Raw genomic sequence first — 23642 nt, 5'->3', positions numbered from 1 at the left:
AGAAAGAGCAATATGCGGGCCGCTTTTTCCTGCGCCGCCACCCGGAAGAAATCGGGCTGTTCGCCCAAAAATCCATATGCACTGTGCACATTAAAGCTGCGATCTGACGATCTGGAGTGTGCGGGATGACTTATTTTGAGGCGCCCATGCACCAAAGCGGGCCTGGGCTGGGTAGTAATCACCCAGCCCACGGCGGTTTACGCGGTCCCGTCCAACCCCATTTGCCAGAAATCAGCCTCCAGGTTGGAGGCCTGGCCAAAAATGCCTGCCAGTTCGGCGAACCGCTGCTCGGTCATGCTGCGCGCTGCCAGTTCGTCCAGGTGCTTGCGCGCTGCTGCGGCCACCCCTTGGTAGCCCTCCCCGGCATACTCGCCAATCCACTCGCGGTAGGGGTGATTGCTCAAGTCGCCAATGCGCTCGGCAAGGGTCCGGCCGATTTCGGCATAGCCGATCACGCAAGGTGCCAGTGCCACATGCAGCTCCAGCAGGTCGCCGGCTGCGCCGCAGTCCAGCACATAACGGGTGTATGCCACCGTGGCCTGATGCTCTGGTGCGGCCTCGATGTCTGCCTGGGTCAAGCCCCAGCGCGCGCACAGGCGCAAGTGCAGCTCGGTTTCATCCAGGATCGCCGACAGCCCGGCCTGCGCCGCACGAATGTCTGCCGGGCGACGGCTTTTGTAGGCGGCCAACGCCCAGGCGCGGGCGAACTGGATCAGGAACAGGTAATCCTGCACAAGGTAGGTCCGGAACGCTTCCTCGCTCAGCGTGCCCTCGCCCATCTGCCCCACGAAGTCATGGTCTACGTAGTTGTTCCATTGTGGTGTGGCAGCGGCCTTGAGGCGCTCGAAGATATCCATGCTCATTTGCCCTCTGGGTACACTGCATCGAAGAAAGCCAGCTCCAGCGCCACCGTGCGCTGGTAGAAGTCACTTGCCAATGCGGCCTCGTGCGGGCCGACGCGGTCCAGTTCGGCCTGCAGGAAAGCGACGAATGCCTGGAATGCCGGGTTGTCATGCAGGGTAATCCACTCGGCATGGACGAAGTTGTCCGGCATCGGTTTCGGCGCGTTGAGCGCCCAATCCAGGTACAGGCCTTCGGCAACGTTCAGCACCGCCAGTGCCGCTGCATAGGAACGGGTGGCTGCCGCTTCGCGCATGATCGCCTTGAAACCAGCGGTAGGCGCGGTATCGGCCGGTTCAATGCGTTGCGCCGGGCTGACACCCAAGGCCTCGAAGGCACGCAGGAAGTAGGTGTTCTCGTCACTGCAGATCATCCCGGCAAAGCGGCCGAAGCGCAGGCGGGCTTCAAACGTGTCAGCGGTGGCGATGGCCGCGCCTAGCAGGGTCACGAAGCTGTCGAGGAAACGGTGGTCCTGAACCAGGTAGTCGACCATGATCGGGTCAGGCAGGCTGCCGTCGCACAATCGGGTCACGAAACGGTGGCCAACGGCCGCCGACCAGGTCGGCTCGTTCTGGCGGCGCAGGGACTGGCTGAAACGTTCGGTCATGTTGCTGTCCTTGATGAGGGTGACAGCGAGACCTTGAAAGTTGGCATGGACTGGCCTCGCAGTGAGGCCGGCAAAAAGGCAGGTTACAAGCCCCATCCCTTCGCCGGCATGATCCGGATCAGGTTCGAAGGGTCACCGCGCTGTAGCGTTCAGCGGTTTCTCAGCCCATTGCCGGGCTCCCCTTGGTAGCGCTCAGGTATACCCGAGGGCGCCGCGCCTGTCACTACTTCAACTACCCAACCTATGAGCGAGACTTAAGCCAATGCAGACATCCGCCATGAGCGACGCGGCCATTGCCAATCAATCCACCAACGGCGGTTTCAGCGGCGACGGCGCGCTGGAAGTGTGGCCCCTAAAGGCTATTGGCCACCAGTCATCAGGCTGTCATCTTATTGTCGTATTTTCCGAGCATTACCCAGGGTCGGGAACTATCAGCAGTGATTCGCCGTTCGCTTTCCTCCACCAGCCTTCTGCGACTGCTGATCCTGATGCTCTGTGCAGCGACCCTGGCGTTTCTCTGGGGGCTGCACGTCACCCAGAAAGCCGCCGCCCGACAGAATGCACTGTCGACCAAGGCCATCGAGCACCTGAACCTGGCCAGCATCGTGGGCGAAAGCCTGCGACAGCTTGTTGACCGCGCCCAGGCGGTGGGTCGTGTTACTCAGGACGACATGAAAGCGCGGCGCCAAGGCAACCTCAGCCTGGCAGCAGACACAGTGTTCAAGCGCTTGAGCCTGTACGACCGACAAGGCCGGCTGCTAGCGGCCAGCCATACCGATGAGGCCGCCGAGTTGCCGGCAGACTGGTTGCGCCAACTGCAGCGGCACATTGACCGCTACGGTTTCAAACCTTTCCTGCCGAGCATTCAGCCTGTCAGCCAAGACGCTGCCCCGCCCACTGGGCGCCTGCCCTTCCTGCTGCCGTTGACCAATTCGACCGGCCGGGAAATCGACAACCTTTTGGTGGTGCAATTGGACGTCGGCTACCTGGCGGTGCTGTTCCAGCCTATCGACCTGGGCAACAGTGGCCTGGTGTGTCTGCTGCAGGATGACGGCCTGGAGCGGCTGCGCATCGACAACAGCGGCGTGGTGACTGCGGGCGACCTATTGCAGCCACCGCTGCCGGCGCTAAACACCGAAGCAGGCATGCTGACCCAATACGTAGCGGGTGATGCCTACCAAAGCTTGTACCGCCATGTACCCGAGCACGGCTTCAGCGTGGTGGTCAGCCAGCGCCAGGCAGAAATCCTCGCACCCTCGACGCTGGCCTATTCCCGGCAGTTCTGGTTGAACCTGAGCATGACCCTGATGATCCTGGCCAGCCTGCTATGGACCTTGCGCCTGCTGCGCAAACGCCAGGAGGCATTCGACGCGCTGGAACATGCCCAGCAGGTCAATCAGCAACTGATCGTGCGCCTGGAGGATGAACACCGGCGCAGCAGCCACGCCGCCGCCACCGACCACCTCAGCGGCCTGCACAACCGCCGCCAGTTCGTTGAAGTGGCCAGCCAGGCGCTGACTCGGCAACGTGGCAAGCGCCGACTGATGGCGATCCTGTTCATCGACATGGACCGCTTCAAGTCGATCAACGATTCGCTCGGACACAAGATTGGTGACCTGCTGCTACAGGCTGTGGCCGGGCGTATCCAGCGCCTGCTGGAGCCCGGCGACGAGGCTTCGCGCTTTGGCGGCGACGAATTCGTGGTGCTGCTGGCCGGCGAGCGCAGCGAGGAACAGATCAACGCCTGGGTCCACGAACTGGTGCAGAAACTGTCGGCCGCGTACGCCCTGGATGGCCAAGAGGTCAACACCAGCCCCAGCGTAGGGGTGAGCATCTGCCCGCGTGATGGCCAGGACATCGACAGCCTGATACGCAGTGCCGATGCTGCCATGTACTCGGCCAAGCAGGCAGGACGCGCGCAGTATCGCTTTTTCGACCCCTCGCTGAACCTGGCTGATATCCAGGCTTTCACCCTTGAGCAAGCATTCGGCAGTGCCTTGGCCGAACGTCAGTTCGTGCTGCACTACCAGCCACAGATGCGCCTGGACACCCACCAGGTGCAGGGCTACGAGGCGCTGGTGCGCTGGGACCACCCTGAGTTCGGCCTGCTGTACCCGGACCGCTTCATTGACCTGGCCGAGCGCAGTGGCTTTATTGTCGAGCTGGGTTGGGAAGTACTGCAGCTGGCCTGTGAAGCCTTGTCGAGCTGGGATGCCCAAGGCCGCAAGACACGGCTGGCCGTCAATGTCTCCGCCCTGCAGCTGCGTCAAGCCGACTTCGCTGACCGGCTGCTGAGCAAATTACAGCATCATGGCATCGCGCCCCAGCAGCTGGAGCTGGAAATTACCGAAACCACCATCCTCGACCCCGAAGGCACGGCGGTGACTCACTTGCATACGTTGCGCGGCGCAGGTTTGGGTATCAGTCTGGACGATTTTGGCCGTGGCTACGCCGGCTTTGCCCACCTGCATTCACTGCCCCTGAGCAAGCTGAAGATTGATCGTTCGCTGATCGCGGCGCTGTCCAACAGCCATGACGACAGCCCGATCGTGTCCTCCACCATCATCCTGGCCAAGCGCCTGGGCCTGGAAGTGGTGGCCGAGGGGGTGGAAACCCGTGAGCAGGTGGTATACCTGAAGCTCGCCGGCTGCGATATCGCCCAGGGCTACCACTTCAGCCGGCCACTGTCGCTGCCGCAGCTGTGGGCTTACCCGCCCTTCAACGGTGTCGAGGACAAGGCATGCGTGTATTGAGCGCAACGACAGGCTTGCCGAGGACGTTGGGCAAGGACAGACAACGCATTTCGGTTTATCGTGTACCGATCACACACCGACACCCGCACCATGACCGATATCGAGCGCTACCTTCGCGCCGCCACCCGTGACAACACCCGGCGCAGCTACCAGGCCGCCATCGAGCACTTCGAAAGCCACTGGGGCGGCTTTCTCCCGGCCACCGCCGAAAGTATTGCTCGCTACCTGGCCGATCATGCCGACCAGCATGCAGTCAGCACCCTGCGTCAACGCCTGGCCGCGCTCAGCCAATGGCACGTCGCCCAAGGCTTCCCCGATCCGACCAAGGCGCCGTTGGTGCGTCAGGTGCTACGCGGCATCCGCACCCTGCACCCGACGCCACCCAAACAGGCCGCCCCGCTGTTGCTGCAACACCTGCAAACCGCTGTAGCGTGTTTTGAAGAAGAAGCCCGACAAGCCCGCGAGCACCATGATTTGGCAGCCCTGCGCCGGGCTCGCCGTGACAGCGCCTTGCTGTTGCTGGGTTTCTGGCGTGGTTTTCGCGGCGATGAGCTGGCACGCCTGCGCATCGAACACATCCAGGCGCAAGCCGGTGTCGGCATTACGCTTTTCCTGCCGCGCAGCAAGGGCGACCGCGAAGCCTTGGGCGTACAGCACCGCACCCCTGCCCTCAAGGCCTTGTGCCCTGTCACAGCCTACCTGCAATGGCTTGAAGTCGCCGGTATTGCCCATGGGCCGGTGTTCCGCAAACTCGACCGCTGGGGCAACCTTGGCGACAACGCGCTCAACAGCAACAGCCTGGTGGGCCTGCTGCGGCGCATGCTGGAACGCGCCGGTGTGCCGGCGGCACTGTATACCGGCCACTCGCTACGGCGTGGCTTCGCCACCTGGGCCACGGCCAATGGTTGGGAGCTGAAGTCGCTGATGAGCTATGTGGGCTGGAAAGACGCCAAGTCGGCGCTGCGCTACATCGACTCGGCACAGCGTTTTGGCGAACTGGCCGTGCTACCGGCCAGTCAGGTGCAACCGCTTATTCCTTGAAGCTGTGCCTGGCAACGCCGCCCGTTTCCGGGCGGATGGCATACAGGTCGCCAGCGTCCGGATAATGGTGCAGGTCTTCTGGCGTCATGTCGTAACGCGCGGTGCTGATGTACAAGGTGTTCATCCCGGGCCCGCCAAAGCAGCAGCTGGTGGGGCACGGTACTGGCATCAACACCTGGTCGGTCAGGTGCCCGTGGCGGTCGTAGCGCAGCAGGCAGCTGCCATGGTACTGGCACACCCACAGCCCGCCGTCGCGGTCCAGCGCCAGGCCATCCGGCCGGCCCAGTTCGGCGGGGGTTTCGGCAAACAGCGTAACAGCGCCCAGCCGGCCTTCGATGAGGTACTCGGCGCGGTAGATCGCACGCGCCGCCGAATCGACGAAGTACACCGTGTGGCCGTCCTGAGACCAGGCAAGGCCGGTGGGCAAAGCCATGTCATCGTGGATCACCTGGTCGCTCAATTGCCAGTCAAAACGAAAAAGCGCCCCGGTACTGCCGCTGAGGGCCTCGTCCATCAGACCGGTGACGAAGCGTCCCTGCGGGTCGCAGGCGCCGTCGTTGAAGCGGTAAGTCGAGCGCGGATGCACTGATGCCGAATGCTGGCTCACCTTGCGTGCTGGCACATCGAAGATGGCCACGCTGGCATCCTCGGTGAAAATCAGGTTACCCCGGTCGGTCAGCGCCAAGGCGCCAATGCGCGCGGCCGACTCGTAAAGGCACTCGACTTCGCCATCGGGTGTCAGGCTGTTGATGCGCCCGCCAGAGATATCGACAAAATACAATACGCCGCTGCGCTCATCCCAGACCAGGCTTTCACCAAGATCCGCGCGCGTGTTGGCAACTTTGACTGGCACGTAATTGCATTCCTTGATGCGGTTCCAGCGCTCGGCCACCTGCGCCAGGTCGCTGGCCTGCACGCGGCCAAGGTCACGAGGGTAGCTGACGCCGCTGTTTTCGTTGAAGCGTGTGGCGGTGAACTGGCCGTTGCTGGCGCGCAAGATGTAACCCGTGTCATGGCACAGCGCACTGGCCAGGTAAAGCACGCCGGGCGTCACCCACTCGGGCTTCAGCTCTTCAGGTGGTTGGCTGATGCCCCACATGCGGGTTTTGGCCACCGGCGAAATGGCATTGACCAGAATACCGTGCTCCTGGCCCTCCATGCTCAGGGCGTTCATGATGCCGATCTGGGCCATCTTGCCCGCGGCATAGGCCACCAGGCCGGGTTGCGCATAGCGCTGGTACATGGCGCGGTCCGAGGTGGTCAATACCACCCGTGGCGCTGCTGAGCGCTTGAGATGTGGCCAGGCATGCTTGGCCAGCCATACGGGGGCCTGCACATTGATGCCCAGGGCGCGTTGCAGGAAGGCATCTTCCTGGACCTCGATGCGTTGGTAATCGACCCAGCCGGCATTGTGGATCAGGATATCCAGCGCACCGAAATGCTCGATGGCCAACTCGACCAGCTGCTTGCAGCCTTCCTCGCTTTCCAGTTGGCCGGCGTGCCCAACCACTGCGAAGCCTTTGGCACGCATGGCCGCCAGTGCGTGCTCAAGCGCCGAGCCATCTTGCCCTTGCCCCGAACGGTCAGTGCCCAGGTCGCTGATGACTACCCGCGCGCCGCGTTCGGCCAACGCCATGGCATAGGCCAAGCCCAGGCCCTGTGCGGCACCGGTGATGACCGCAACTTTAGTATGAAAAGGGTCTGTAACGGGCATTTCTGACTACCTTCAGTTCTCCTTTTTACGATATCAACAAAAAAATCAATGACTTAATATTAAAAGCATGCAACTTTGATATCCCATGAATATCACCGCCGAGTCGCCGCGCTGCAGGAATGCTGGATGATCGAAACACGTTTGCTCAGGCAGTTCATCGCCGTGGCCGAAGAGCTGCACTTTCACAAGGCCGCCCAGCGTTTGCACATGGCGCAACCGCCGCTGAGCCAGGCGATCAACCGGCTCGAGGAAAAGCTCGGCTTCGGCCTGCTTCTGCGCAACAAGCGCGGGGTGCGCCTGACCGCAGCGGGTGCAGCGTTTCTCGACACCGCCTACCGCACGCTTGCTGAACTGGAACAAGGGATCGAGTACGCGCGCAACGTTTCTGCGGGGGTCAGCGGCAAATTGACCATCACGGCCATTTCCATCGCCTATTACGACTCGCTGCTCAACCGCTTGCGCCGCTTTCGGGAGACTTATCCGAACGTGCAGCTGACCATCCGCGAGATGCCATCCGCCTCTCAGGCCAAGGCCTTGCTGGCCGGTGAGGCGGACATCGGCTTCATGCGCAGGCTACCGCTGCCGGCCGGCACCCTGGAGGCACGCTTGCTGCTTGACGAGCAGATCGTCATGGCGCTGCCCGCCAGCCATCCCAAGGCGCGGCACGAGGCCGTCGACCTGCGCGAGTTTGCCGATGAGGACTTCGTGTTCACCCCGCAAGCGCTGGGCGGGGGTTACCACGCACAGTTGGTTGCGCTGTGCGAGTCGGCCGGGTTCTACCCCAAGGTCGTGCAGGAGGCGGCGCAGATCCACACCCTGCTGGGTCTGGTGGCTTGCGGCTTTGGCGTGGCCCTGGTGCCGGAGTCGTTCGTCCGCTCGACCCCGCGCGAACGCGTGCGGTTTTGCCCGATCCGCCCTATCGATGACCAGCCCGCCCCAGGGCTTGGGCTGTACATGAAATGGAGCGCCCAAAATACTTCGCCAGCGCTGGCCAACTTCATTGCCATGTTCGAGACGCAGCAATAAGGCCATTTCTGCACGGTGTTCAGCCTCGCTTCGCGCAGCGCCACAGCCGACCGATATCACAAGCCCTGGCCTGCAACAGCTCGGCAGCATTTGCACACGCCAGCTCCAGGCTCATCGGTCCGCTGGCTAGGGCAAATGCAGCATCGACCCCATGGGCATACAACTGCTGATACCCCTCCCCCAAGGTCCCGGCCAGTACCACCACCGGCACGCCATGGCGCTTGGCAACCCGCGCCACCCCCATCGGCGTCTTGCCGCGCAGTGTCTGGGCATCGAAACGCCCCTCGCCCGTCACCACCAGATCTGCCCCCTGCGCCAGGGCGTCAAGGCCAGCCAGCTCAGCCACGACTTCCACCCCGGGGCGGAACTGCGCGTCCATGAATGCCCGGGCAGCGAAGCCCATGCCACCCGCCGCGCCACAACCAGGGTAATCGCGCACATCCTCGCCCAACAGCAGCGCACAATGGTCGGCAAAATGATTCAGCGCGTGGTCCAGCGCCTCCACTTGTTGCGGGTTGGCACCTTTCTGCGGGCCGAAGATCGCCGATGCGCCGTTGGCGCCACACAATGGGTTGTCGACATCCGCCGCGACTTCAAACTGCACCCCGACCAGGCGCGGGTCGAGGCCGCTGGCGTCGATACGGGCCAACTTGGCCAAGGCCAGGCCGCCCTCTTCCAGCGCTTGCCCGTCAGCGTCCAGCAGGCGCAGGCCAAGCGCTCGCAACATGCCACTGCCGGCATCGTTGGTGGCGCTGCCGCCGATGGCCAGCACCACACGCAGGGCTCCGGCGTCGAGGGCTGCGGCAATCAGCTCACCGGTCCCCCAGGTGCTGCTGCGGCAAGCATCGCGCTGGCCGGTTGGCACCCGTTGCAGGCCACTGGCCTGGGCCATTTCGATGATTGCGGTGCGACTTTGCGGCAACCAGCCCCAGCCAGCCTCGACGTGCTGCCCCAATGGCCCGCGCACGGTCTGGCGGCGCAATTCACCGCAGCTGGCGGCCAGGATCACCTCCATGGTGCCTTCGCCACCGTCTGCCATTGGGCACTCGACCAGTTCAGCCTCCGGCCACGCTTCGCTCAGGCCCGCAGCGATGGCGCGGGCGACACCGGCAGCGTCCAGGCTGTCCTTGAACGAGTCGGGGGCAATGACGATTTTCATGGGGTTTCTCCTGTCCTGATGAGCGGCATGCTGACAGGTGGCTGGCCAGGTGGCCTCAGTCAAATGCACAAAACGCCGGCCGGGTTGTTTGGGCAGATGCCTTTTTGCCTGTTCTGGCCCAATCGCCGGCAAGGGAACACTTCAGTCAGCTGGCAACAGCTGCAACCCCAGATACAAGCTGAGCATCCCTTCCAGGCGCAGCGGGTCGACCTCACTCAGCTCGGCTATGCGCTCCAGTCGATAGCGCAGGCTGTTGCGGTGGATGCCCAGGGCGTCGGCACAGGACTGGCTCTGGCCGTCATGGGCACACCAGGCGCGCAGGGTGGCGAGTAACTGGCCACTGCTGTCCTTGGCGCGGATGCGCTGCAACGGCTCCAGCAGCTCGTCCAGCGCATCGTCGTTACGGTGGCGCCACAGCAGCGCCGGCAGCCGGTAGCGCTGCAGGCTGAGCAATCGTTCGCTGGGCAATACCTCGCGGCCGTAGGCCAGCAAGTCACGCACCCGGCGGTAACCACGGCGTAACTGCTCCAGGCTCTGCGCTGCACTGCCCAGGGCCAGTCGCTCAATGTCCCAACCGTGGCGTTGCAGGCGGTCCAGCAGGCGCAGTTCATCCAGTGCCACGCCTGCCGGGCGGCACCACAGCAATGACTGGCGTGCCGGGCTGACGCACCAGCTATCCGGATAACGGCTCATCAACCATGCCGCCAGCGCCTCGGCAGGTGGCCCCGACGTAATCTCGAACAGGCACGGTATCCGCGGTAGCTGAGGTTTCAGGCCCAACTGACGGGCTTCGTCCAGCAAGCGCGGGGCGTTACCGCTGCCGCCGAGCAATAGCGCCAGCAGGTCGTCACAGCGCTGTCTTCGCCATTGCTGGTCAGCCTGCAAATTGCGTTGGGCCAGCAGCATTTCGGCGGTCATGCGCACCAACTCGCCATAGGTGCGCACCTGCTGCGGGTCGCCGGTCAGGCCTAACACGCCCATCAGCCGCCCATCGAGCATCAATGGCAGGTTCACCCCGGGCTGAACGCCCTTCAAACACTTGGCCGCGTCGGTATCCAGCTCGACGATCCGGCCATTGGCCAAGACCAGTTGCGCGCCCTCGTGACGGGTGTTGATACGCTCCGGCTCACCGCTGCCCAGGATCAACCCCTGGCTGTCCATGACATTGACGTTGCAAGGCAAGATGGCCATTGCCCGGTCAACGATATCCTGCGCCAGGTCATGGTCGAGTTCGAACATTGCGGGGTCCTTTAGATGTTTGGCTTTTGGGCTCGGGCACAGCAGCCTGGGCCAAGCGCTGTGCAAAAGCACAAAGACAGGCTGGCCGCAGTCCCCGAGACTCGTCAGGGCGAGCGCCGGAACAGGCGACGCGGCGAAAACCATAACAACAGAGAACCCGATCATGGCACACAGCCCCGCCCCTGACCAAGGCACGGACACCACCCGCAACGCGCTGTACCGGCGTATCACCTTGCGGCTGATTCCGTTCATTTTCATCTGCTACCTGTTCAACTACCTGGACCGCGTCAACGTCGGCTTTGCCAAGTTGCAGATGCTCGACGCCCTGAAATTCAGCGAAACGGTGTACGGCCTTGGCGCCGGCATCTTCTTCATCGGCTACGTACTGTGTGGCCTGCCAAGCAACCTGGCCCTCAACCGCTTCGGCCCACGGCGCTGGATCGCGCTGATGATGATCGCCTGGGGCAGCCTGTCCACCTGCCTGCTGTTCGTCACCACCCCTGCCGAGTTCTACACCCTGCGCCTGCTCACCGGCGCTGCCGAAGCCGGCTTCTTCCCGGGTGTGGTGCTGTACCTCTCGCGCTGGTTCCCGGCGGCCCGGCGCGGCCGAATCATGGCCCTTTTCATGTCGGCGATCCCGGTATCGGGCCTGCTTGGCGGGCCGTTCTCCGGCTGGATCCTCGAACATTTCGCCGCCGGCCAGCACGGCCTTGCCGGCTGGCAGTGGATGTTCCTGATCCAGGGCCTGCCGACTGTGGCCTTGGGCGTACTGGCGGTATTCCTGCTCAGTGACGGCTACCAGAAAGCCGCCTGGCTGAGCCCGGCTGAACGTCAGCTGATCGCTGCCGACCTGCAGGCTGATGCCGCAAGCAAACCGCACACCACCAGCGACAGCGTGCTGGCCGTGTTGACCAACCCGCTGATCTGGACCTTCGGCTTTGTCTACTTCTGCATCCAGAGCGGCGTGTACGCGATCAACTTCTGGCTACCCTCGATCATCAAGAGCATGGGCTTCGACAACCCGCTGCTGATCGGCTGGCTCAGCGCCATCCCGTACCTGCTGGCGGGTGTGTTCATGATCCTTTGCGGGCGCTCGGCCGACCTGCGCAACGAGCGCCGCTGGCACCTGGTGGTGCCAATGCTGATGGGCGCCGTCGGCCTGCTGATTGCGGTGAACTTCGCCGGCAACCCGAGCATTGCCATTCTTGGCTTGTCGATCGCCACCATGGGCGCGCTTACCGGTTTGCCGATGTTCTGGCCAATGCCGACTGCGCTGCTCAGTGCCGGAGCCGCCGTGGCAGGTCTGGCGATCATCAACTCGGTAGGCCAGATGGCGGGGTTTCTCAGCCCGTACCTGGTCGGGTTCATCAAGGACCAGACCGGCTCAACCGATGCCGCACTGTATTCGCTCGCGGCGTTGATCGTATTGGGTAGCCTGGTGGCCTTGCGTGTAACGCGAGCGGGTTCGCTGAGTACTGCACGGGCGAGTTGAGGCATTGGCCGGCTTGCCCACACCCACAGGTTTTCAAGCCTGTGGGCGCGGGCAAGCCTGCAATGAAGCCCACTCAAGCCACACCCTCCACCGATCGTCAGCTCAACGCATCCCCTTCCCGCCCCAGGCGTCAAATGGTTCCAAAGGCCCCTTTGGAGAAGCCCCATGACCCAGTACGCCGTGGCCCGCTTGGCCCAGCTCGACGAACACCGCCCCCTGCGCGTGCAGGCCGGTAGCGAAGAACTCATCCTCGTCCGCCAAGGGGAGCAGGTACACGCTTATCAAGGCAACTGCCCCCATGCCGGGGCCCCACTCGACGAAGGTGTAGTCTGCGGTGGCCTGCTGGTCTGCCCTTGGCACAAAGCTGCGTTCGCCGTTGACGACGGCGTGGTTTGTGAGCCGCCTGCACTCGCCGACCTGCGCCGCTACAAGGCGTGGATCAAGGGCGATGAAGTCTGGGTCGATGACCAGCCCCTGCCGGCAACCGAACCGCCCAGACACAGCGATGCCCGCTGTTTTGTGGTGGTCGGCGCCGGTGCCGCCGGCAGCGCCGCCGTCGCCACCCTGCTGGCTCATGGCTTCGCGGGCAGGCTGGTATGGATCGATCAGGAGCGCCAGCCAGCCTACGATCGCACTGCACTGAGCAAATTCGTGATTGCCGGGCAGATGCCGCCCGATGAGGTCCCCGCGCTGCTCGAAGCCGACGCCTTGCGCAAGGGCCAACTGCAGCGCAAGCACGGCAAGGTGCGCACCCTGAACAGCCAGAAGCGCCAGGTCACCCTCGCCGATGGTCAGCAGATCGATTACGACGCCTGCCTGCTGGCAACCGGTGGTAAAGCACTGCGCCCAGACATTCCCGGTGCCGACCTGTCCGGGGTGTTCACCCTCCGCTCACTGGAAGATGCTGCACAGTTGCTCGACGCAGCCGAGCCTGGCCAACCGGTGGTCATCGTCGGTGACGGCTTTATCGGCCTGGAGGCAGCCTCGGCATTGCGCAAGTATGGCTTGCAGGTGCACGTGGTCTCGCGCCACGAAGTCCCTCTGGCCCGACAGTTGGGCGAGCGGATCGGGCGCTGCATTCGCGCGCTGCATGAACGAAAAGGCATCACTTTCCACGGCCCCACCGAGGTCGAGCGGCTCGAAGGCCTGGTCAAGGTCGAAGCGGTGCAACTGGCCAATGGTGAACGGCTGCAGACCCCCTTGGTCCTGCTCGGTACCGGGGTAAAGCCCGCCACCGCGTTCCTTCAAGGCGTGCCGCTTGGCGAAGACAAATCGGTGAGGGTCGACGCAGAAATGCGCGCAGCTGACGGTTTGTGGGCCGCCGGTGATATCGCCACCTTCCCGCTCACGGGGCGCCCGGTGCGCATCGAGCACTGGCGCCTGGCCCAGCAGCACGGGGTTATCGCCGCCGCCAACATGCTTGGCGAACAACGCCGTTATGCCGATGTACCCTTCTTCTGGACCTATCAGCATGGCCGTACCTATGAAGTGCTAGGCCATGCCAGAGACTGGAACCGGATCGAATTCGTCGGAGAGCCGGAAAACGGCGATTTCATTGCCCTGCAGTGTGTGGATGAACGCGTCGAGGCCGTTATCGCCAAGGGTTACTCCGATGCCATGGCGACGCTGTCGCAACGCCTGAAGCGCCCCTTGAGCCTGCAGGAGGCTGTGGCGCTCATTGGCTGAGGGGTGCCTTTCAATGCATCCCGGTTGTGTGTAAAACAGGTAGGTCAGCCCACTGCATAAGGACCCACGCGCATGATCTACCGCCCCCTCGGCCACAGTGGCCTGCAGGTTTCCGCCCTTACCTTGGGCAGCATGATGTTCGGCGAGCAGACCCGTACCGAGGATGCTCTGCGCATCATCGACAAGGCCTGGGACCAAGGCATCAACTTCATCGACACCGCCGACGTGTACAACGCCGGGCGCTCGGAAGAAATCGTCGGTGAAGCCGTGGCGCGCCATCGCCATGACTGGGTCGTCGCCAGCAAGGTCGGCTTCGGCCCGGCCGACGGCCTGCCCAACCGCAGCGGGTTGTCGCGCAAGCACATCTTCAATGCCGTGGATGCCACGCTGACCCGCATGGGCATGGACTACCTGGACATCTACTACCTGCACCGCGAAGACCACAAGGTACCGCTGGAAGAGACCGTGCAGGCCATTGGTGACTTGTTGCGCCAAGGCAAAATCCGCTACTGGGGGGTGTCCAATTTCCGTGGCTGGCGCATTGCCGAGGTCTGCCATGTTGCCGAGCGCCTTGGGGTGCCCAGGCCGGTAGTCAGCCAGCCGCTGTACAACATCGTCAACCGTCAGGCCGAGCCAGAGCAACTCACTGCTGCGGCCGCGCACGGTCTGGGCGTGGTGCCGTTCAGCCCGCTGGCGCGAGGTGTGCTCAGTGGCAAGTACGCGCCTGGGGCAGTGCCGGACGCTGGCAGCCGTGCCGGGCGCCAGGACAAGCGCATCATGGAGGTGGAGTGGCGCCAGGAATCGCTGGCGATTGCCCGGCAGATCCAGACCTATGTCGAGGCCAAAGGTGTGGGGATCGTCGAGTTCGCCATTGCCTGGGTATTGAACAACCAGCTGGTGAGTTCCGCAATCGTAGGGCCTCGCACCGAGGAACAGTGGGAGACCTATGGGGGTGCGCTGGCGGTGAAGATCACCGCAGAGGACGAGGCGTTCATTGACTCACTGGTGACGCCGGGGCATGCGTCGACCCCAGGGTTCAATGATGTCGCGCATTATGTGAGTGGGCGGTTGGCACGCAGCTGAGCGTCTTCCTGTACTGGCCTCTTCGCGGGCAATGGGGGCCCAACGCCGGGCTCCCGATCCCCTTTTTCACCGCGGCCCGATGCCTGGCTCATGACAGGACCTTGATGACCAGCAAATGCACCGGATAGAACAGGTAACCCCAGCGCCCCACCACGGGCACCCGCCATTCATCTTGCCGTAACAACAGCACCCCGAGCGGAATCGCCAGAGTTGCAGCAGTCAGTGTCAGCACCGTGAACGGCGCCAACAGGTGCTCGCGCAACCAGCTATTGGTCAGATTGCCGCCCGCAGCCAACAGGCAAGGCAACAACCCGGCAACCCCACCTTGCCTGCGCGCCATCAACCAGGCGCCCGGCAGCAACACCCCCGGCAACCCATACATCAGCTGCTCACGCAACAACCAACCCGCCAGCAGGCCGGCGATGCCAAGCACGCGTGCCGATATCAAGGGGTGATGCACACCCCAGGCAACCACCAACCCCAATAACAAGGTCGGCATCACGCTGAATGTCTGCGAGCCACTGTCCAGCCAACGATACGCAGGCTCGGACAGCACCGCGAACATCAGCATCAGCGCCAGGTAGCGCAGGTTGCCACGGGTATACAGCGCCCCCGCACGGGCTCGCCCAACATTCACTGCAATCGCCAGGCAGAACAGCGGAAACGCCAGCCGCCCCAACACGAACAGGCTATCGGCCTCGGGCCACAGAAAACGCAAGTGATCGACGACCATGGTCAACATCGCCGTCCATTTGACCAGATCCAGCCCGGCCGAGCGCAAGCGCTAGCGCTCTACGGGGCTGACGCCCAGATAACGTTCGGTCCACACTGCCAGAGGCAAGGGTGGTTGCTGTTCGATAATGCGCCGCCAGATCAACGCCAGGTCTGCACCACTGAACATCGAACCTGGGCCAGCGCCCTGGAACATCGAAGGCACATCGACAATCCAGCGCCCCTGGTTGTCACGGTGGGCCATGTTGAAACGGAAGGTGTAGTTACCTGGAATACCCATACGCAGGTCGGTGACCACCAGCGCATCACCGATCTGGTCGTATCGCAGCCAGTCATCGGTGAACCAGCGCAACCGCTGGTGCAGTGGATCATCGCTCAGCGCTTGGGCAAGCTGCAGGTTACGTGACAAACGCTGCATCTCTGGCGGTTGCCGGTCGAATGCACTGCTGATGCCTTCGTAGTAATCCCCTTCCGCAGTCTTGGCCAGCACCCGCCAGACCAGGCTGTTGAAAGCGATCGGCACGGCGCGGACCTCGTTGGTAGCGATACCGCGCTGGTGCAGCGCCGCCTCGAAGCGCTGCTCGGCCGCCATGCGCCCGGCAAGGCCAAACCCTAGGTATGCGGTACTGAATACCAGCGCCAGGGTCAATAGGCGTTTAGCCCTGGCAGTCACGCCCTTGGCGATGGCATAGATGACCGCCAGCAGCAGTGGCACGGTATAGACCGGGTCGATGATAAACACCGCCGCCCAGCTTTGCGGGGTGCCTTGCAGTGGCCAGAACAGCTGCGTGCCGTAGACCGTAAAGGCGTCCAGCAACGGGTGGGTAACCAGTACCAGCCAGAATGCGAGGAACAGCCGTGGCAAGGTATAGCCTTTGCCAGGCCAGCATTTGTTGACCAGCCAGGCCAGCAGCAAGGCCAGCCCCGTTAGCACGAACAGCGAGTGGGAAAAACCACGGTGGTAGGTCATCTGCGACACCGGGTCGGCGTAGCGAATGATCACATCCAGGTCCGGCAACGTGCCCAGTGCTGCACCGTACAGCAGCGAGCGTCGGCCCTGGATGCGCCCGAGCACGGTCCCTTGCAGCGCCGCGCCAAGTACGGCTTGGGTGATGGAGTCCAAGGTGGGGATTCCTGAAAAAGTCGTTTGCGCACGCTACCCCCATCCACCCCTGATGCGCAATTCTCCTGAATGGCTCAGAACAGCTGCCAGGTGTACACCAGCGTCAGGCGGTTCTCGTCGATATCACTGCGGTAGTTGGAGCGCGCCATGGCGTTCCTCACCCGTATCCCCAAGCCCTTCAGTGCCCCGCTCTGCACCGCATAGCCGATATCCAGATCACGCTCGCGATCACGCCCTTCGTAACCCAGCCCGGTATCGACATTGTTACCGGTTATGTAGCGCACGGTCGCTGTCAGGCCCGGCACGCCCATGGCGGCGAAGTTGTAGTCGTAACGCACCTGGTACGAGCGTTCGTCGGTGTAGGCAAACTCATAGGTCGGCACCTCATTGCCCAGCGGCGAGATGTTGGCGAATACCCGTGGGAACGGGCTATCGCCATAAATGCCCTGGTAGCCGGCATGGAAGCTGTGCCCGCCATGGCGGGCAGTGAACAGCGAGAAGAACGCCTGGTTGTCGATGTTGCCCAGCAGCGCATCGCCTTCCTCACGTGCGGTGAAATAACCCAGGTTGGCGCTGAGTACCCAGTCCCCGACGGGTTTGCTGTGCTTCAGGCCAACGAAGCCTTGTTGGTAGATGTCCTCCAGCTGACCGTACCAAAGGCTGACGTTGCTCTGGTTGGCATTGAACGCATAATCCCCACCCACGTAGTTGAACGCGTCGCTTTCGGCCTGTCGCATCGGCACATGGCCGAGCATCGCGTTCATCTTGCCGTCGCCACCTTCGTTGCGCAGGTGGGTGCTTTTCAGGTGCCCGGCCTGCACGGTCAGCCCGTCGATTTCTGCCGAACTCAAACTCACGCCCTGATAGGTGGGCGGCAACAGGCGAATATCACTGAAGGTCAGCACCGGCAGGTTCGGTTGCAGTTCACCTGCACGCAGTTCGGTTTTTGATATCCGTGCCTTGAAGGTCGGCGCCAGGCGGCTGTACTCGTCGGCAGCGCGGCCGTCGCCATGCACCGGCAACAGGCCGGTGTTGGTACGGTCTGGACTGCTGTCCAGCTTGATCCCCAGCAAGCCCAGAGCGTCCACGCCAAAGCCGACCGGGCCCGGGGTGTAGCCACTTTTGAAGTCGAGGATGAAACCCTGGGCCCACTCCTCGGCCTTGGACTGTTTGTTGGCCCCGACAATGTCGGAAAAATCGCGGCTGAAGTAGTAGTTACGGGCACTCAGGGTGGCCTTCGAGTCCTCGAAGAAGCCGCCTTCGGCAGCCAGCAGTGGCTGGCTGAGCAGTGTCAGGCCCAGGGCAACGCAAGGGGTGTGGTTCATTCCGAAGCTCTCTTGATCTTGTTTTTATGGGTAAAGCGTTGGAAACACGGCAGTTCATGGGGTACGGCGCAGCACCTCCCGGGCACCTGGTTGGCGCAGCCTCAGCATCGCGTGCGCCAGCAGGCCGAACAGCAGCCCCCAGAACGCCGCCGACAGGCCCAGGAAAGCCACCCCCGAAGCGGTGACCAGGAAGGTGAACAGCCCGGCGTCGCGCTCGGCCGGTTCTGCCAGGCTGCGGACCAAGGCTTCGCTGATGGCGCCATACAGGGCCAAACCGGCCAGGGCAGCGATCAGTACGGCGGGAAAGGCGGCGAACAGCGACATCAAGGTGGCCCCGGCAATGCCCAGTAGCAGGTACAACACACTGCCTGCCACCGCAGCTACATAGCGCCGTTGCGGGTTTTCATGGGCTTCATGGCCGGTGCACAGGCTGGCGGTAACCGCCGCCAGGTTCAGCCCGTGGCAACCGAACGGCGCCAGTAGCGCCCCAGCCAGGGCACTGGCGCTGATCAGCGGGCTGGCCGGCGTGGCGTAGCCAGCGTTGCGCAGTACCGCCATACCCGGCATGAATTGCCCGGTCAGTGCCACCAGCACCATCGGCAGCGCCAGGCTGAATACCGCCGACAGGCTGAACTGGGGGGTGATCCACTGGGGTGAGGCCAGTTCCAGCACCAGTACCTCGCTGCGCAACGTACCGCTGGCCACGGTCACCAGCATGCCCACGCCCAGTACCGCAGCCACTGCATAGCGCGGCTGCACCCGACGCATCAGCACGTAGGTGACGAACATCGCCAGTACCAGCAGCGGTTGCACCGGCAAGGCGCGGAACACCTCGATGCCAAAACTGAACAGGATCCCGGCCTGCATACCGGCAGCGATAGAACCCGGCAGGCGCGCGATGATGCGGTCGAAGGCCCCGCTGATGCCGATCAGCAGCAGGACCAGGTTGGCCACCAGGTAGGCCCCCACGGCCTGCTCCAGGCCCAGTTGCGGCAAGGCGGTGACCAACAGGGCCGACCCCGGGATTGACCAGGCAATCACTACCGGCACGCGGTAGCGCAGGCTGAGCAGCGCACCGAGCACCGCACTGCCCATGGACACGGCCCAGACCCAGGACGACAACTGCTGGTGCGACAGGCCGGCCGCTTCGGCGGCGTGGAAAATGATCACCAACGGGCCGGCATAGGAGATCGTCGTGGCAATGCTGCCGGCGACGATGGCCGACACCGAGCAGTCCTTGATCAGCGTTTTCATGAAGTTTCTCGCAAGCCAGCGGCCGCCCGTTGTGGCGGGCTCTTGTTTGGATGTTGGCTGCTTCGCGGGCTTGCCCGCTCCCACAGCGACTGCACAGGCTTCACCTATGGGAGCGGGCATGCCCGCGAAACAGCCCACTCGGTGGATCAGGCCTTCTGCAAAGCCCGCGGCCGCCCGCTGCGCTGCTCATCGGCACCGCCCTGGGCCTGCTGCAACTGGAAGTCGAACTTCAACTCGGCATGCCGACCCTCCGGCCCTTCGACGAACACCACCTCCCCGACCAGCCCTTCACGTGTGGCGTAGGCAAAGTCATCCCACAGGTACTTGTCCCCCGACAGGTTTATCTGCGTGGTCAGGTGCCGGTACCCGGGCGCCGAGATAAAGAAGTGCACATGCGCCGGGCGCTGGCCATGACGGCCCAGCAGGTCCAGGCATTCCTGGGTTGGCCCCTGCGGGTCGCAGCCATACCCCGATGGCACGATGGAGCGCGCACGGTAGCGCCCCTGGGCATCGGTAACGATGCGCCGACGCAGGTTGTACGCCGACTGGCTTCGGTCGAAGAACGAGTAGGTACCACGGGTATTGGCATGCCACAGGTCGACCGTGGCACCCGGCAGCGGGCGTCCGTGCGGGTCCAGCACCTGGCCTTCCAGGAACATCACCGTGGCCACGCCCTCCTCGCTGCCATCGTCCATGCGCACTTCACCTTGGGCAATCGGTGCGCCAGCCACGTACAACGGGCCTTCGATGGTGCGTGGGGTGCCGCCAACGCGCCCTGCCTCCTGGTCCTTGGCATCCTGCAGCAGGTCGAGGAAGTGTTCGAGGCCCAGCCCCGCCACCAGCAACCCGGCTTCGCCGCGACCGCCCAGGCGGTTGAGGTAGTCGACGGCGTGCCAGAACTCGTCTTCGCTGATGTCCAGGTCTTCGATCAGCCGCGCGGTATCCTGCAGCAGGCGCTGCACGATGCGTTTGAGGCGTGGGTTGCCGGCCGCATTACCAAAACCTGCTGCCTCCTCGAAGAACTGCTGTACCTCGGCAGTATGGGAAATGTTCACGGTCATGGGGGTTACCTCGTCTTGTTCTGTTCGGTTCAGGCCTGCGCCGCCAGGGCCTGGGCGTGGCGCCGACCACTGGCCAGGTGCACGGCCATGGCCAGCGCGGCGATGGCGCCAGGAATGGCGAAGGCGATGAAATTGAGTTGAAGTGGCAGGTTGATGCCCATCAGCGCACCGCCCAGCAGCGGGCCGACGATGGCGCCATTACGGCCAATGCCCGAGGCCCAGCCCAGGCCGGTAGAGCGCACCGACAGGCCGTACATCTGCGCAGCGCCGGCATACAGCAGAATCTGCGTACCAATGGTGGTGGCGCCGGCAATGAAGATCAGCAGGTACAGCACCGGCATCGGGCTGTTCACCCCCAGCAGGCTGATCGACAGTGCGGCGGCAATGAAGAACGCCACCTTCACCTTGACCAGGTTGTAGCGGTCGCCCAGCCAGCCGCCGAGGATCGCCCCGGCCATGCCGCCAAAGTTCAGTGCCAGCAGGAATGACAGGCTTGAGCCCAGGCTGTAGCCGGCGTTGGCCATCAGCTTTGGCAGCCAGGAGCTCAGGGCGTAGACCATCAGCAGGCAGCAGAAGAACGCAACCCACAGCGCCAGGGTGCGAATTGCCAGGCCATTGCGGAACAGTTCCAGCACCGAAGCGCCGCTGCCTTTGCGGTCAGCCGCCTGAAGCATGTCATCGGCCTGCACATCGCAATCCGGGTCCAGCCGTTTGAGCAGCGTGCGTGCTGCCTCGATACGGCCTTGGCGCACCAGGAAGCCGATGGATTCAGGCAGGTAGTAAAGAATCACCGGTAACAGCAGCAGCGGCACGGCCGCGGCAAAGAACATGGATTCCCAACCGAAGCGTGGCAGCATGAAAATGCCGACACCCGCCGACAGCATGCCGCCCAGCGAATAGCCACTGAACATGATCGCCACCAGCGTGCTGCGCAGGCGCTTGGGCGCGTATTCGTTCATCAGTGCCACGGCGTTGGGCATCAGGCCGCCACAGCCCAGGCCGGCGATGAAGCGGTAGATGCCAAACTCGCTCGGGCTGCTGGCAAAGCCATTGAGGATGGTCGCCCCCGAGAACAAGGCGAAACAGATGGCAATGCCCTTCTTGCGCCCGATGCGGTCGGCCAGGCTGCCGAAGGCCAGGGCGCCGAACATCATGCCGAACAGCGCATAGCTGCCCAGTGCACCAGCCTGCAATGGGGTCAGGCCCCACTCTTTCATGATGACCGGCAATACCACACCGTAGATGAACAGGTCATAGCCGTCGAAAATCAGCAGCAGGCCGCACCAGGCCATGACCATCCAGTGAAACGGGGTAAAGCGCGCATTGTCGATGATCGGGTGTACGTCAAGGGTTCGCATGGCATCTGTCGCTCTTGTTTTTGTTGTGGAAGAAAGCTTTGCCTTGAGGTTGCGGGTCAGCCGAGGTCACCGCCCCCTACCGGCAGGGTCACGCCGGTGATGTACGAGGCTTCGTCGGACGCGAGGAACAGAATGGCCCCCACCTGCTCGTCGATGCTGCCGTAGCGGTGCATCAGGCTGCTGTCGAGGGTCTGGTCGACGATCTGCTGGTACCAGCGCTTTTCCTGCTCGGTTTGCTCTGCACTGTTGCGCGGTACCCGCCGGGGCGGTGCTTCGGTGCCACCCGGCGCGGTGGCGTTGACACGGATCCCACGGCCAGCCGTTTCGAAGGCCAGGCAGGCGGTGAGCGCATTGACGCCGCCTTTGGCCGCGCCATAGGGCACACGGTTGACGCCACGGGTGGCGATGGAAGAAACGTTGACGATGACGCCGCTGCCACGTTCAAGCATGTAGGGCAGCGCGGCATGGCAGCACCACAGTGTCGGGAATAGCGAACGGCGCACTTCGGCCTCGATCTGCTCGACTTCGTAGTGCTCGAAAGGCTTGGCCCAGATGGTGCCGCCGACGTTGTTGACCAAGATGTCGAGGCGGCCGAAGGTTTCCACCGCACTGGCCATGACCCGGGCGCAATCGGCGTGTTGTTCCAGGTCGGCGGTGAGGGTGAGCATGCCCTCGCCAGCCAGTTCGTGGACCAGCTCGGAACGGTCTACCGCCACCACTTGCGCGCCTTCAGCCTTCAGCCGCCAGCACACGCCCCGGCCGATGCCTTGAGCGGCACCGGTGACCAGGGCGACCTTGCCTTGGAATCTGTTGTTCATATGCAAATCTCCAGTTCGCGAGAGACCCTGTGGCAGCAATTGTCTTGCTCAAAGCCGGAAAGGCTGCGCGATCACTGTGGGAGCGGGCTTGCCCGCGAACACGGGCGAAGCCCGTGCCATCCACCGCGCAGCCTGCTTCGCGGGCTCGCCCGCTCCCACAGGGTCGGCGTATTGCTTTGAATCAGAGGGGCTGTCAGGCCGCAGCCGCAAACTTCTCGTAGTAGAAGTTGGCTGGGGTAATGCCCTGCTCGCGCACGTACTGGCTGACCGCTTCCACCATGGGGGGCGGCCCGCACAGGTACAGGTCCACATCGCCGTCATTGAGGTGACGTGGCTCGATGTGCTGGGTGACATAGCCCTTCTGCGGGTACTGGCTGTCCGGGTTGGCGACGCAGGCGCTGTAGGTGAAGTTGGGGATGCGTGCCGCCAGCGCTTGCAGGCGGTCGAGTTCGACCAGGTCAAAGTCGTTGGTCACGCCGTAGATCAGGTGCAGCGGGTGCTCACTGCCCTGCTCGGCGATCTTCTCCAGCATCGCGGTGAACGGTGCCAGCCCGGTACCACCGGCCAGCAGCAACAGCGGGCGCTGGATCGGCCGCAGGTAGAAGCTGCCCAACGGCCCGGCCAGGCTCAGGCTGTCGCCGGCTTTGGCAAGGTTGGTCAGGAAGCTGCTCATCAGCCCACCTGGTACGTTGCGGATCAGGAAGCTGACTTCGCCGTCCTTCTGCAGCGAGCTGAACGAGTAGGCCCGGCTCTGCTCGCTGCCCGGCACCTTGAGGTTGACATACTGCCCCGGCAGGAAGGCCAGACGGCTCAGGGCCTCACCCTTGATCGACAGGGCAATGGTGCTGACCGACAGCTGGCGCACATCGCTGATGGCGGCCTCGAAACTGGCCTGCTCGGTCTTGCACAGCTGCGACGAAGCCGGGATGCGGATGACGCAGTCGCTTTCGGCACGCATCTGGCACGTCAGCACGTAGCCTTCGGCGATTTCGTCTTCGCTCAAGGCATCTTCGATGAAGTTGTCGCCAAGGTCATAACGACCGGACTCAGCCTTGCACTTGCAGGTCCCGCAAGCGCCGTCACGGCAGTCCAGCGGAATGTTTATGCCTTGGCGGTAAGCGGCGTCGGCCACGGTTTCTTGACCGGTGGCTTCAATGAAACGGGTAACCCCGTCTTCGAAATTCAGTGCGATCTGGTAGCTCATGTTGCACCTCGCGGGCGAGCCGGGCCACGGCGCGTCACAAGACGCACCGGGCAATGCTCGCAAAACC

19 protein-coding genes, 1 pseudogene and 1 riboswitch are annotated in these 23642 nt (G+C 63.4%); of the genes and pseudogenes, 6 read left to right on the top strand and 14 right to left on the bottom strand.

Annotated elements, in window-relative coordinates:
- Positions 1-197 precede the first annotated feature (197 nt).
- A complete protein-coding gene (gene tenA / locus QYE47_RS04320) occupies positions 198-863 on the bottom strand; it encodes a thiaminase II (protein WP_014590991.1) in 666 nt (221 codons plus the stop codon).
- Positions 860-1507: a TenA family protein gene (locus QYE47_RS04315; protein WP_014590992.1), complete on the bottom strand. Its 648-nt coding sequence runs from the start codon at positions 1505-1507 to the stop codon at positions 860-862. Before QYE47_RS04315 ends, tenA begins: the two co-directional genes overlap by 4 nt.
- 78 nt (positions 1508-1585) lie before the next feature.
- Positions 1586-1700: riboswitch (TPP riboswitch) on the bottom strand.
- A 244-nt stretch (positions 1701-1944) separates the two neighbouring features.
- Between QYE47_RS04315 and QYE47_RS04310 the strand changes: the two genes are divergently transcribed.
- Positions 1945-4260, top strand: a complete 2316-nt coding sequence (locus QYE47_RS04310; RefSeq protein ID WP_014590993.1) for a bifunctional diguanylate cyclase/phosphodiesterase — start codon at positions 1945-1947, stop codon at positions 4258-4260.
- 60 nt (positions 4261-4320) lie between these two features.
- Entirely contained in the window at positions 4321-5301 is a 981-nt protein-coding gene (locus QYE47_RS04305; RefSeq protein WP_014590994.1) for a site-specific integrase, read from the top strand.
- Here the strand turns inward: QYE47_RS04305 and QYE47_RS04300 are convergent.
- The gene (locus QYE47_RS04300; RefSeq protein WP_230678110.1) at positions 5291-6400 is read right to left on the bottom strand and encodes an SMP-30/gluconolactonase/LRE family protein; all 1110 of its coding nucleotides are present in this window, start codon (positions 6398-6400) and stop codon (positions 5291-5293) included. The genes QYE47_RS04305 and QYE47_RS04300 overlap by 11 nt on opposite strands.
- 57 nt (positions 6401-6457) lie before the next feature.
- A pseudogene (locus QYE47_RS04295) lies at positions 6458-6937 on the bottom strand (SDR family NAD(P)-dependent oxidoreductase); the annotation flags it as partial.
- A gap of 204 nt (positions 6938-7141) precedes the next feature.
- Here QYE47_RS04295 and QYE47_RS04290 point away from each other — a divergent pair.
- Positions 7142-8041 carry a LysR family transcriptional regulator gene (locus QYE47_RS04290; protein ID WP_014590996.1) on the top strand — a complete coding sequence of 300 codons (900 nt, stop codon included), beginning with the start codon at positions 7142-7144 and terminating at the stop codon, positions 8039-8041.
- 19 nt (positions 8042-8060) lie between these two features.
- Here QYE47_RS04290 and QYE47_RS04285 read toward each other — a convergent pair whose 3' ends face one another.
- The gene (locus QYE47_RS04285) at positions 8061-9200 is read right to left on the bottom strand and encodes a glycerate kinase (protein WP_014590997.1); all 1140 of its coding nucleotides are present in this window, start codon (positions 9198-9200) and stop codon (positions 8061-8063) included.
- 141 nt (positions 9201-9341) lie between these two features.
- On the bottom strand, positions 9342-10439 hold the full coding sequence (locus QYE47_RS04280; RefSeq protein ID WP_014590998.1) for a sugar diacid recognition domain-containing protein: 1098 nt from the start codon (positions 10437-10439) through the stop codon (positions 9342-9344).
- A gap of 163 nt (positions 10440-10602) precedes the next feature.
- Here QYE47_RS04280 and QYE47_RS04275 point away from each other — a divergent pair, with 163 nt between their 5' ends.
- The 3 genes from QYE47_RS04275 to QYE47_RS04265 all read left to right on the top strand — a co-directional run bounded on the left by QYE47_RS04275 (position 10603) and on the right by QYE47_RS04265 (position 14700).
- Positions 10603-11931, top strand: a complete 1329-nt coding sequence (locus QYE47_RS04275) for an MFS transporter (RefSeq protein WP_014590999.1) — start codon at positions 10603-10605, stop codon at positions 11929-11931.
- A 165-nt stretch (positions 11932-12096) separates the two neighbouring features.
- A complete protein-coding gene (locus tag QYE47_RS04270; RefSeq protein ID WP_014591000.1) occupies positions 12097-13617 on the top strand; it encodes an FAD-dependent oxidoreductase in 1521 nt (506 codons plus the stop codon).
- A 72-nt stretch (positions 13618-13689) separates the two neighbouring features.
- Positions 13690-14700: an aldo/keto reductase gene (locus tag QYE47_RS04265; protein WP_014591001.1), complete on the top strand. Its 1011-nt coding sequence runs from the start codon at positions 13690-13692 to the stop codon at positions 14698-14700.
- Between the two features lie 88 nt (positions 14701-14788).
- Here the strand turns inward: QYE47_RS04265 and QYE47_RS04260 are convergent, their stop codons facing one another.
- The 8 genes from QYE47_RS04260 to benC all read right to left on the bottom strand — a co-directional run bounded on the left by QYE47_RS04260 (position 14789) and on the right by benC (position 23575).
- On the bottom strand, positions 14789-15481 hold the full coding sequence (locus QYE47_RS04260) for a TraX family protein (RefSeq protein WP_014591002.1): 693 nt from the start codon (positions 15479-15481) through the stop codon (positions 14789-14791).
- A gap of 3 nt (positions 15482-15484) precedes the next feature.
- A complete protein-coding gene (locus QYE47_RS04255) occupies positions 15485-16555 on the bottom strand; it encodes a metal-dependent hydrolase (RefSeq protein WP_014591003.1) in 1071 nt (356 codons plus the stop codon).
- A gap of 74 nt (positions 16556-16629) precedes the next feature.
- Complete coding sequence (locus tag QYE47_RS04250; RefSeq protein ID WP_070383919.1) at positions 16630-17880, bottom strand: OprD family porin; 1251 nt, start codon at positions 17878-17880, stop codon at positions 16630-16632.
- A 54-nt stretch (positions 17881-17934) separates the two neighbouring features.
- Complete coding sequence (locus QYE47_RS04245) at positions 17935-19134, bottom strand: benzoate/H(+) symporter BenE family transporter (protein ID WP_070383918.1); 1200 nt, start codon at positions 19132-19134, stop codon at positions 17935-17937.
- Between the two features lie 146 nt (positions 19135-19280).
- Entirely contained in the window at positions 19281-20195 is a 915-nt protein-coding gene (gene catA, locus QYE47_RS04240) for a catechol 1,2-dioxygenase (protein ID WP_014591006.1), read from the bottom strand.
- A 29-nt stretch (positions 20196-20224) separates the two neighbouring features.
- The gene (locus tag QYE47_RS04235) at positions 20225-21553 is read right to left on the bottom strand and encodes an aromatic acid/H+ symport family MFS transporter (RefSeq protein ID WP_014591007.1); all 1329 of its coding nucleotides are present in this window, start codon (positions 21551-21553) and stop codon (positions 20225-20227) included.
- 56 nt (positions 21554-21609) lie between these two features.
- Positions 21610-22371 carry a 1,6-dihydroxycyclohexa-2,4-diene-1-carboxylate dehydrogenase gene (locus tag QYE47_RS04230; RefSeq protein ID WP_014591008.1) on the bottom strand — a complete coding sequence of 254 codons (762 nt, stop codon included), beginning with the start codon at positions 22369-22371 and terminating at the stop codon, positions 21610-21612.
- 193 nt (positions 22372-22564) lie between these two features.
- On the bottom strand, positions 22565-23575 hold the full coding sequence (gene benC / locus QYE47_RS04225) for a benzoate 1,2-dioxygenase electron transfer component BenC (protein WP_014591009.1): 1011 nt from the start codon (positions 23573-23575) through the stop codon (positions 22565-22567).
- Positions 23576-23642: the final 67 nt, after the last annotated feature.

The sequence above is a fragment of the Pseudomonas sp. 2,4-D genome (genome assembly GCF_030418155.1).
Taxonomy (GTDB): Bacteria; Pseudomonadota; Gammaproteobacteria; order Pseudomonadales; family Pseudomonadaceae; genus Aquipseudomonas; species Aquipseudomonas alloputida.
Note: the sequence above shows the minus strand (reverse complement) of the source record. Positions and strands in the feature narration are given on the sequence as shown.

Coding starts and splice junctions, on each gene's coding strand:
- tenA (WP_014590991.1), bottom strand. CDS start 863: ATGAGCATGGATATCTTCGAGCGCCTCAAGGCCGCTGCCACACCACAA.
- QYE47_RS04315 (WP_014590992.1), bottom strand. CDS start 1,507: ATGACCGAACGTTTCAGCCAGTCCCTGCGCCGCCAGAACGAGCCGACC.
- QYE47_RS04300 (WP_230678110.1), bottom strand. CDS start 6,400: ATGTGGGGCATCAGCCAACCACCTGAAGAGCTGAAGCCCGAGTGGGTG.
- QYE47_RS04290 (WP_014590996.1), top strand. CDS start 7,142: ATGATCGAAACACGTTTGCTCAGGCAGTTCATCGCCGTGGCCGAAGAG.
- QYE47_RS04285 (WP_014590997.1), bottom strand. CDS start 9,200: ATGAAAATCGTCATTGCCCCCGACTCGTTCAAGGACAGCCTGGACGCT.
- QYE47_RS04280 (WP_014590998.1), bottom strand. CDS start 10,439: ATGTTCGAACTCGACCATGACCTGGCGCAGGATATCGTTGACCGGGCA.
- QYE47_RS04275 (WP_014590999.1), top strand. CDS start 10,603: ATGGCACACAGCCCCGCCCCTGACCAAGGCACGGACACCACCCGCAAC.
- QYE47_RS04270 (WP_014591000.1), top strand. CDS start 12,097: ATGACCCAGTACGCCGTGGCCCGCTTGGCCCAGCTCGACGAACACCGC.
- QYE47_RS04265 (WP_014591001.1), top strand. CDS start 13,690: ATGATCTACCGCCCCCTCGGCCACAGTGGCCTGCAGGTTTCCGCCCTT.
- QYE47_RS04250 (WP_070383919.1), bottom strand. CDS start 17,880: ATGAACCACACCCCTTGCGTTGCCCTGGGCCTGACACTGCTCAGCCAG.
- QYE47_RS04245 (WP_070383918.1), bottom strand. CDS start 19,134: ATGAAAACGCTGATCAAGGACTGCTCGGTGTCGGCCATCGTCGCCGGC.
- catA (WP_014591006.1), bottom strand. CDS start 20,195: ATGACCGTGAACATTTCCCATACTGCCGAGGTACAGCAGTTCTTCGAG.
- QYE47_RS04235 (WP_014591007.1), bottom strand. CDS start 21,553: ATGCGAACCCTTGACGTACACCCGATCATCGACAATGCGCGCTTTACC.
- QYE47_RS04230 (WP_014591008.1), bottom strand. CDS start 22,371: ATGAACAACAGATTCCAAGGCAAGGTCGCCCTGGTCACCGGTGCCGCT.
- benC (WP_014591009.1), bottom strand. CDS start 23,575: ATGAGCTACCAGATCGCACTGAATTTCGAAGACGGGGTTACCCGTTTC.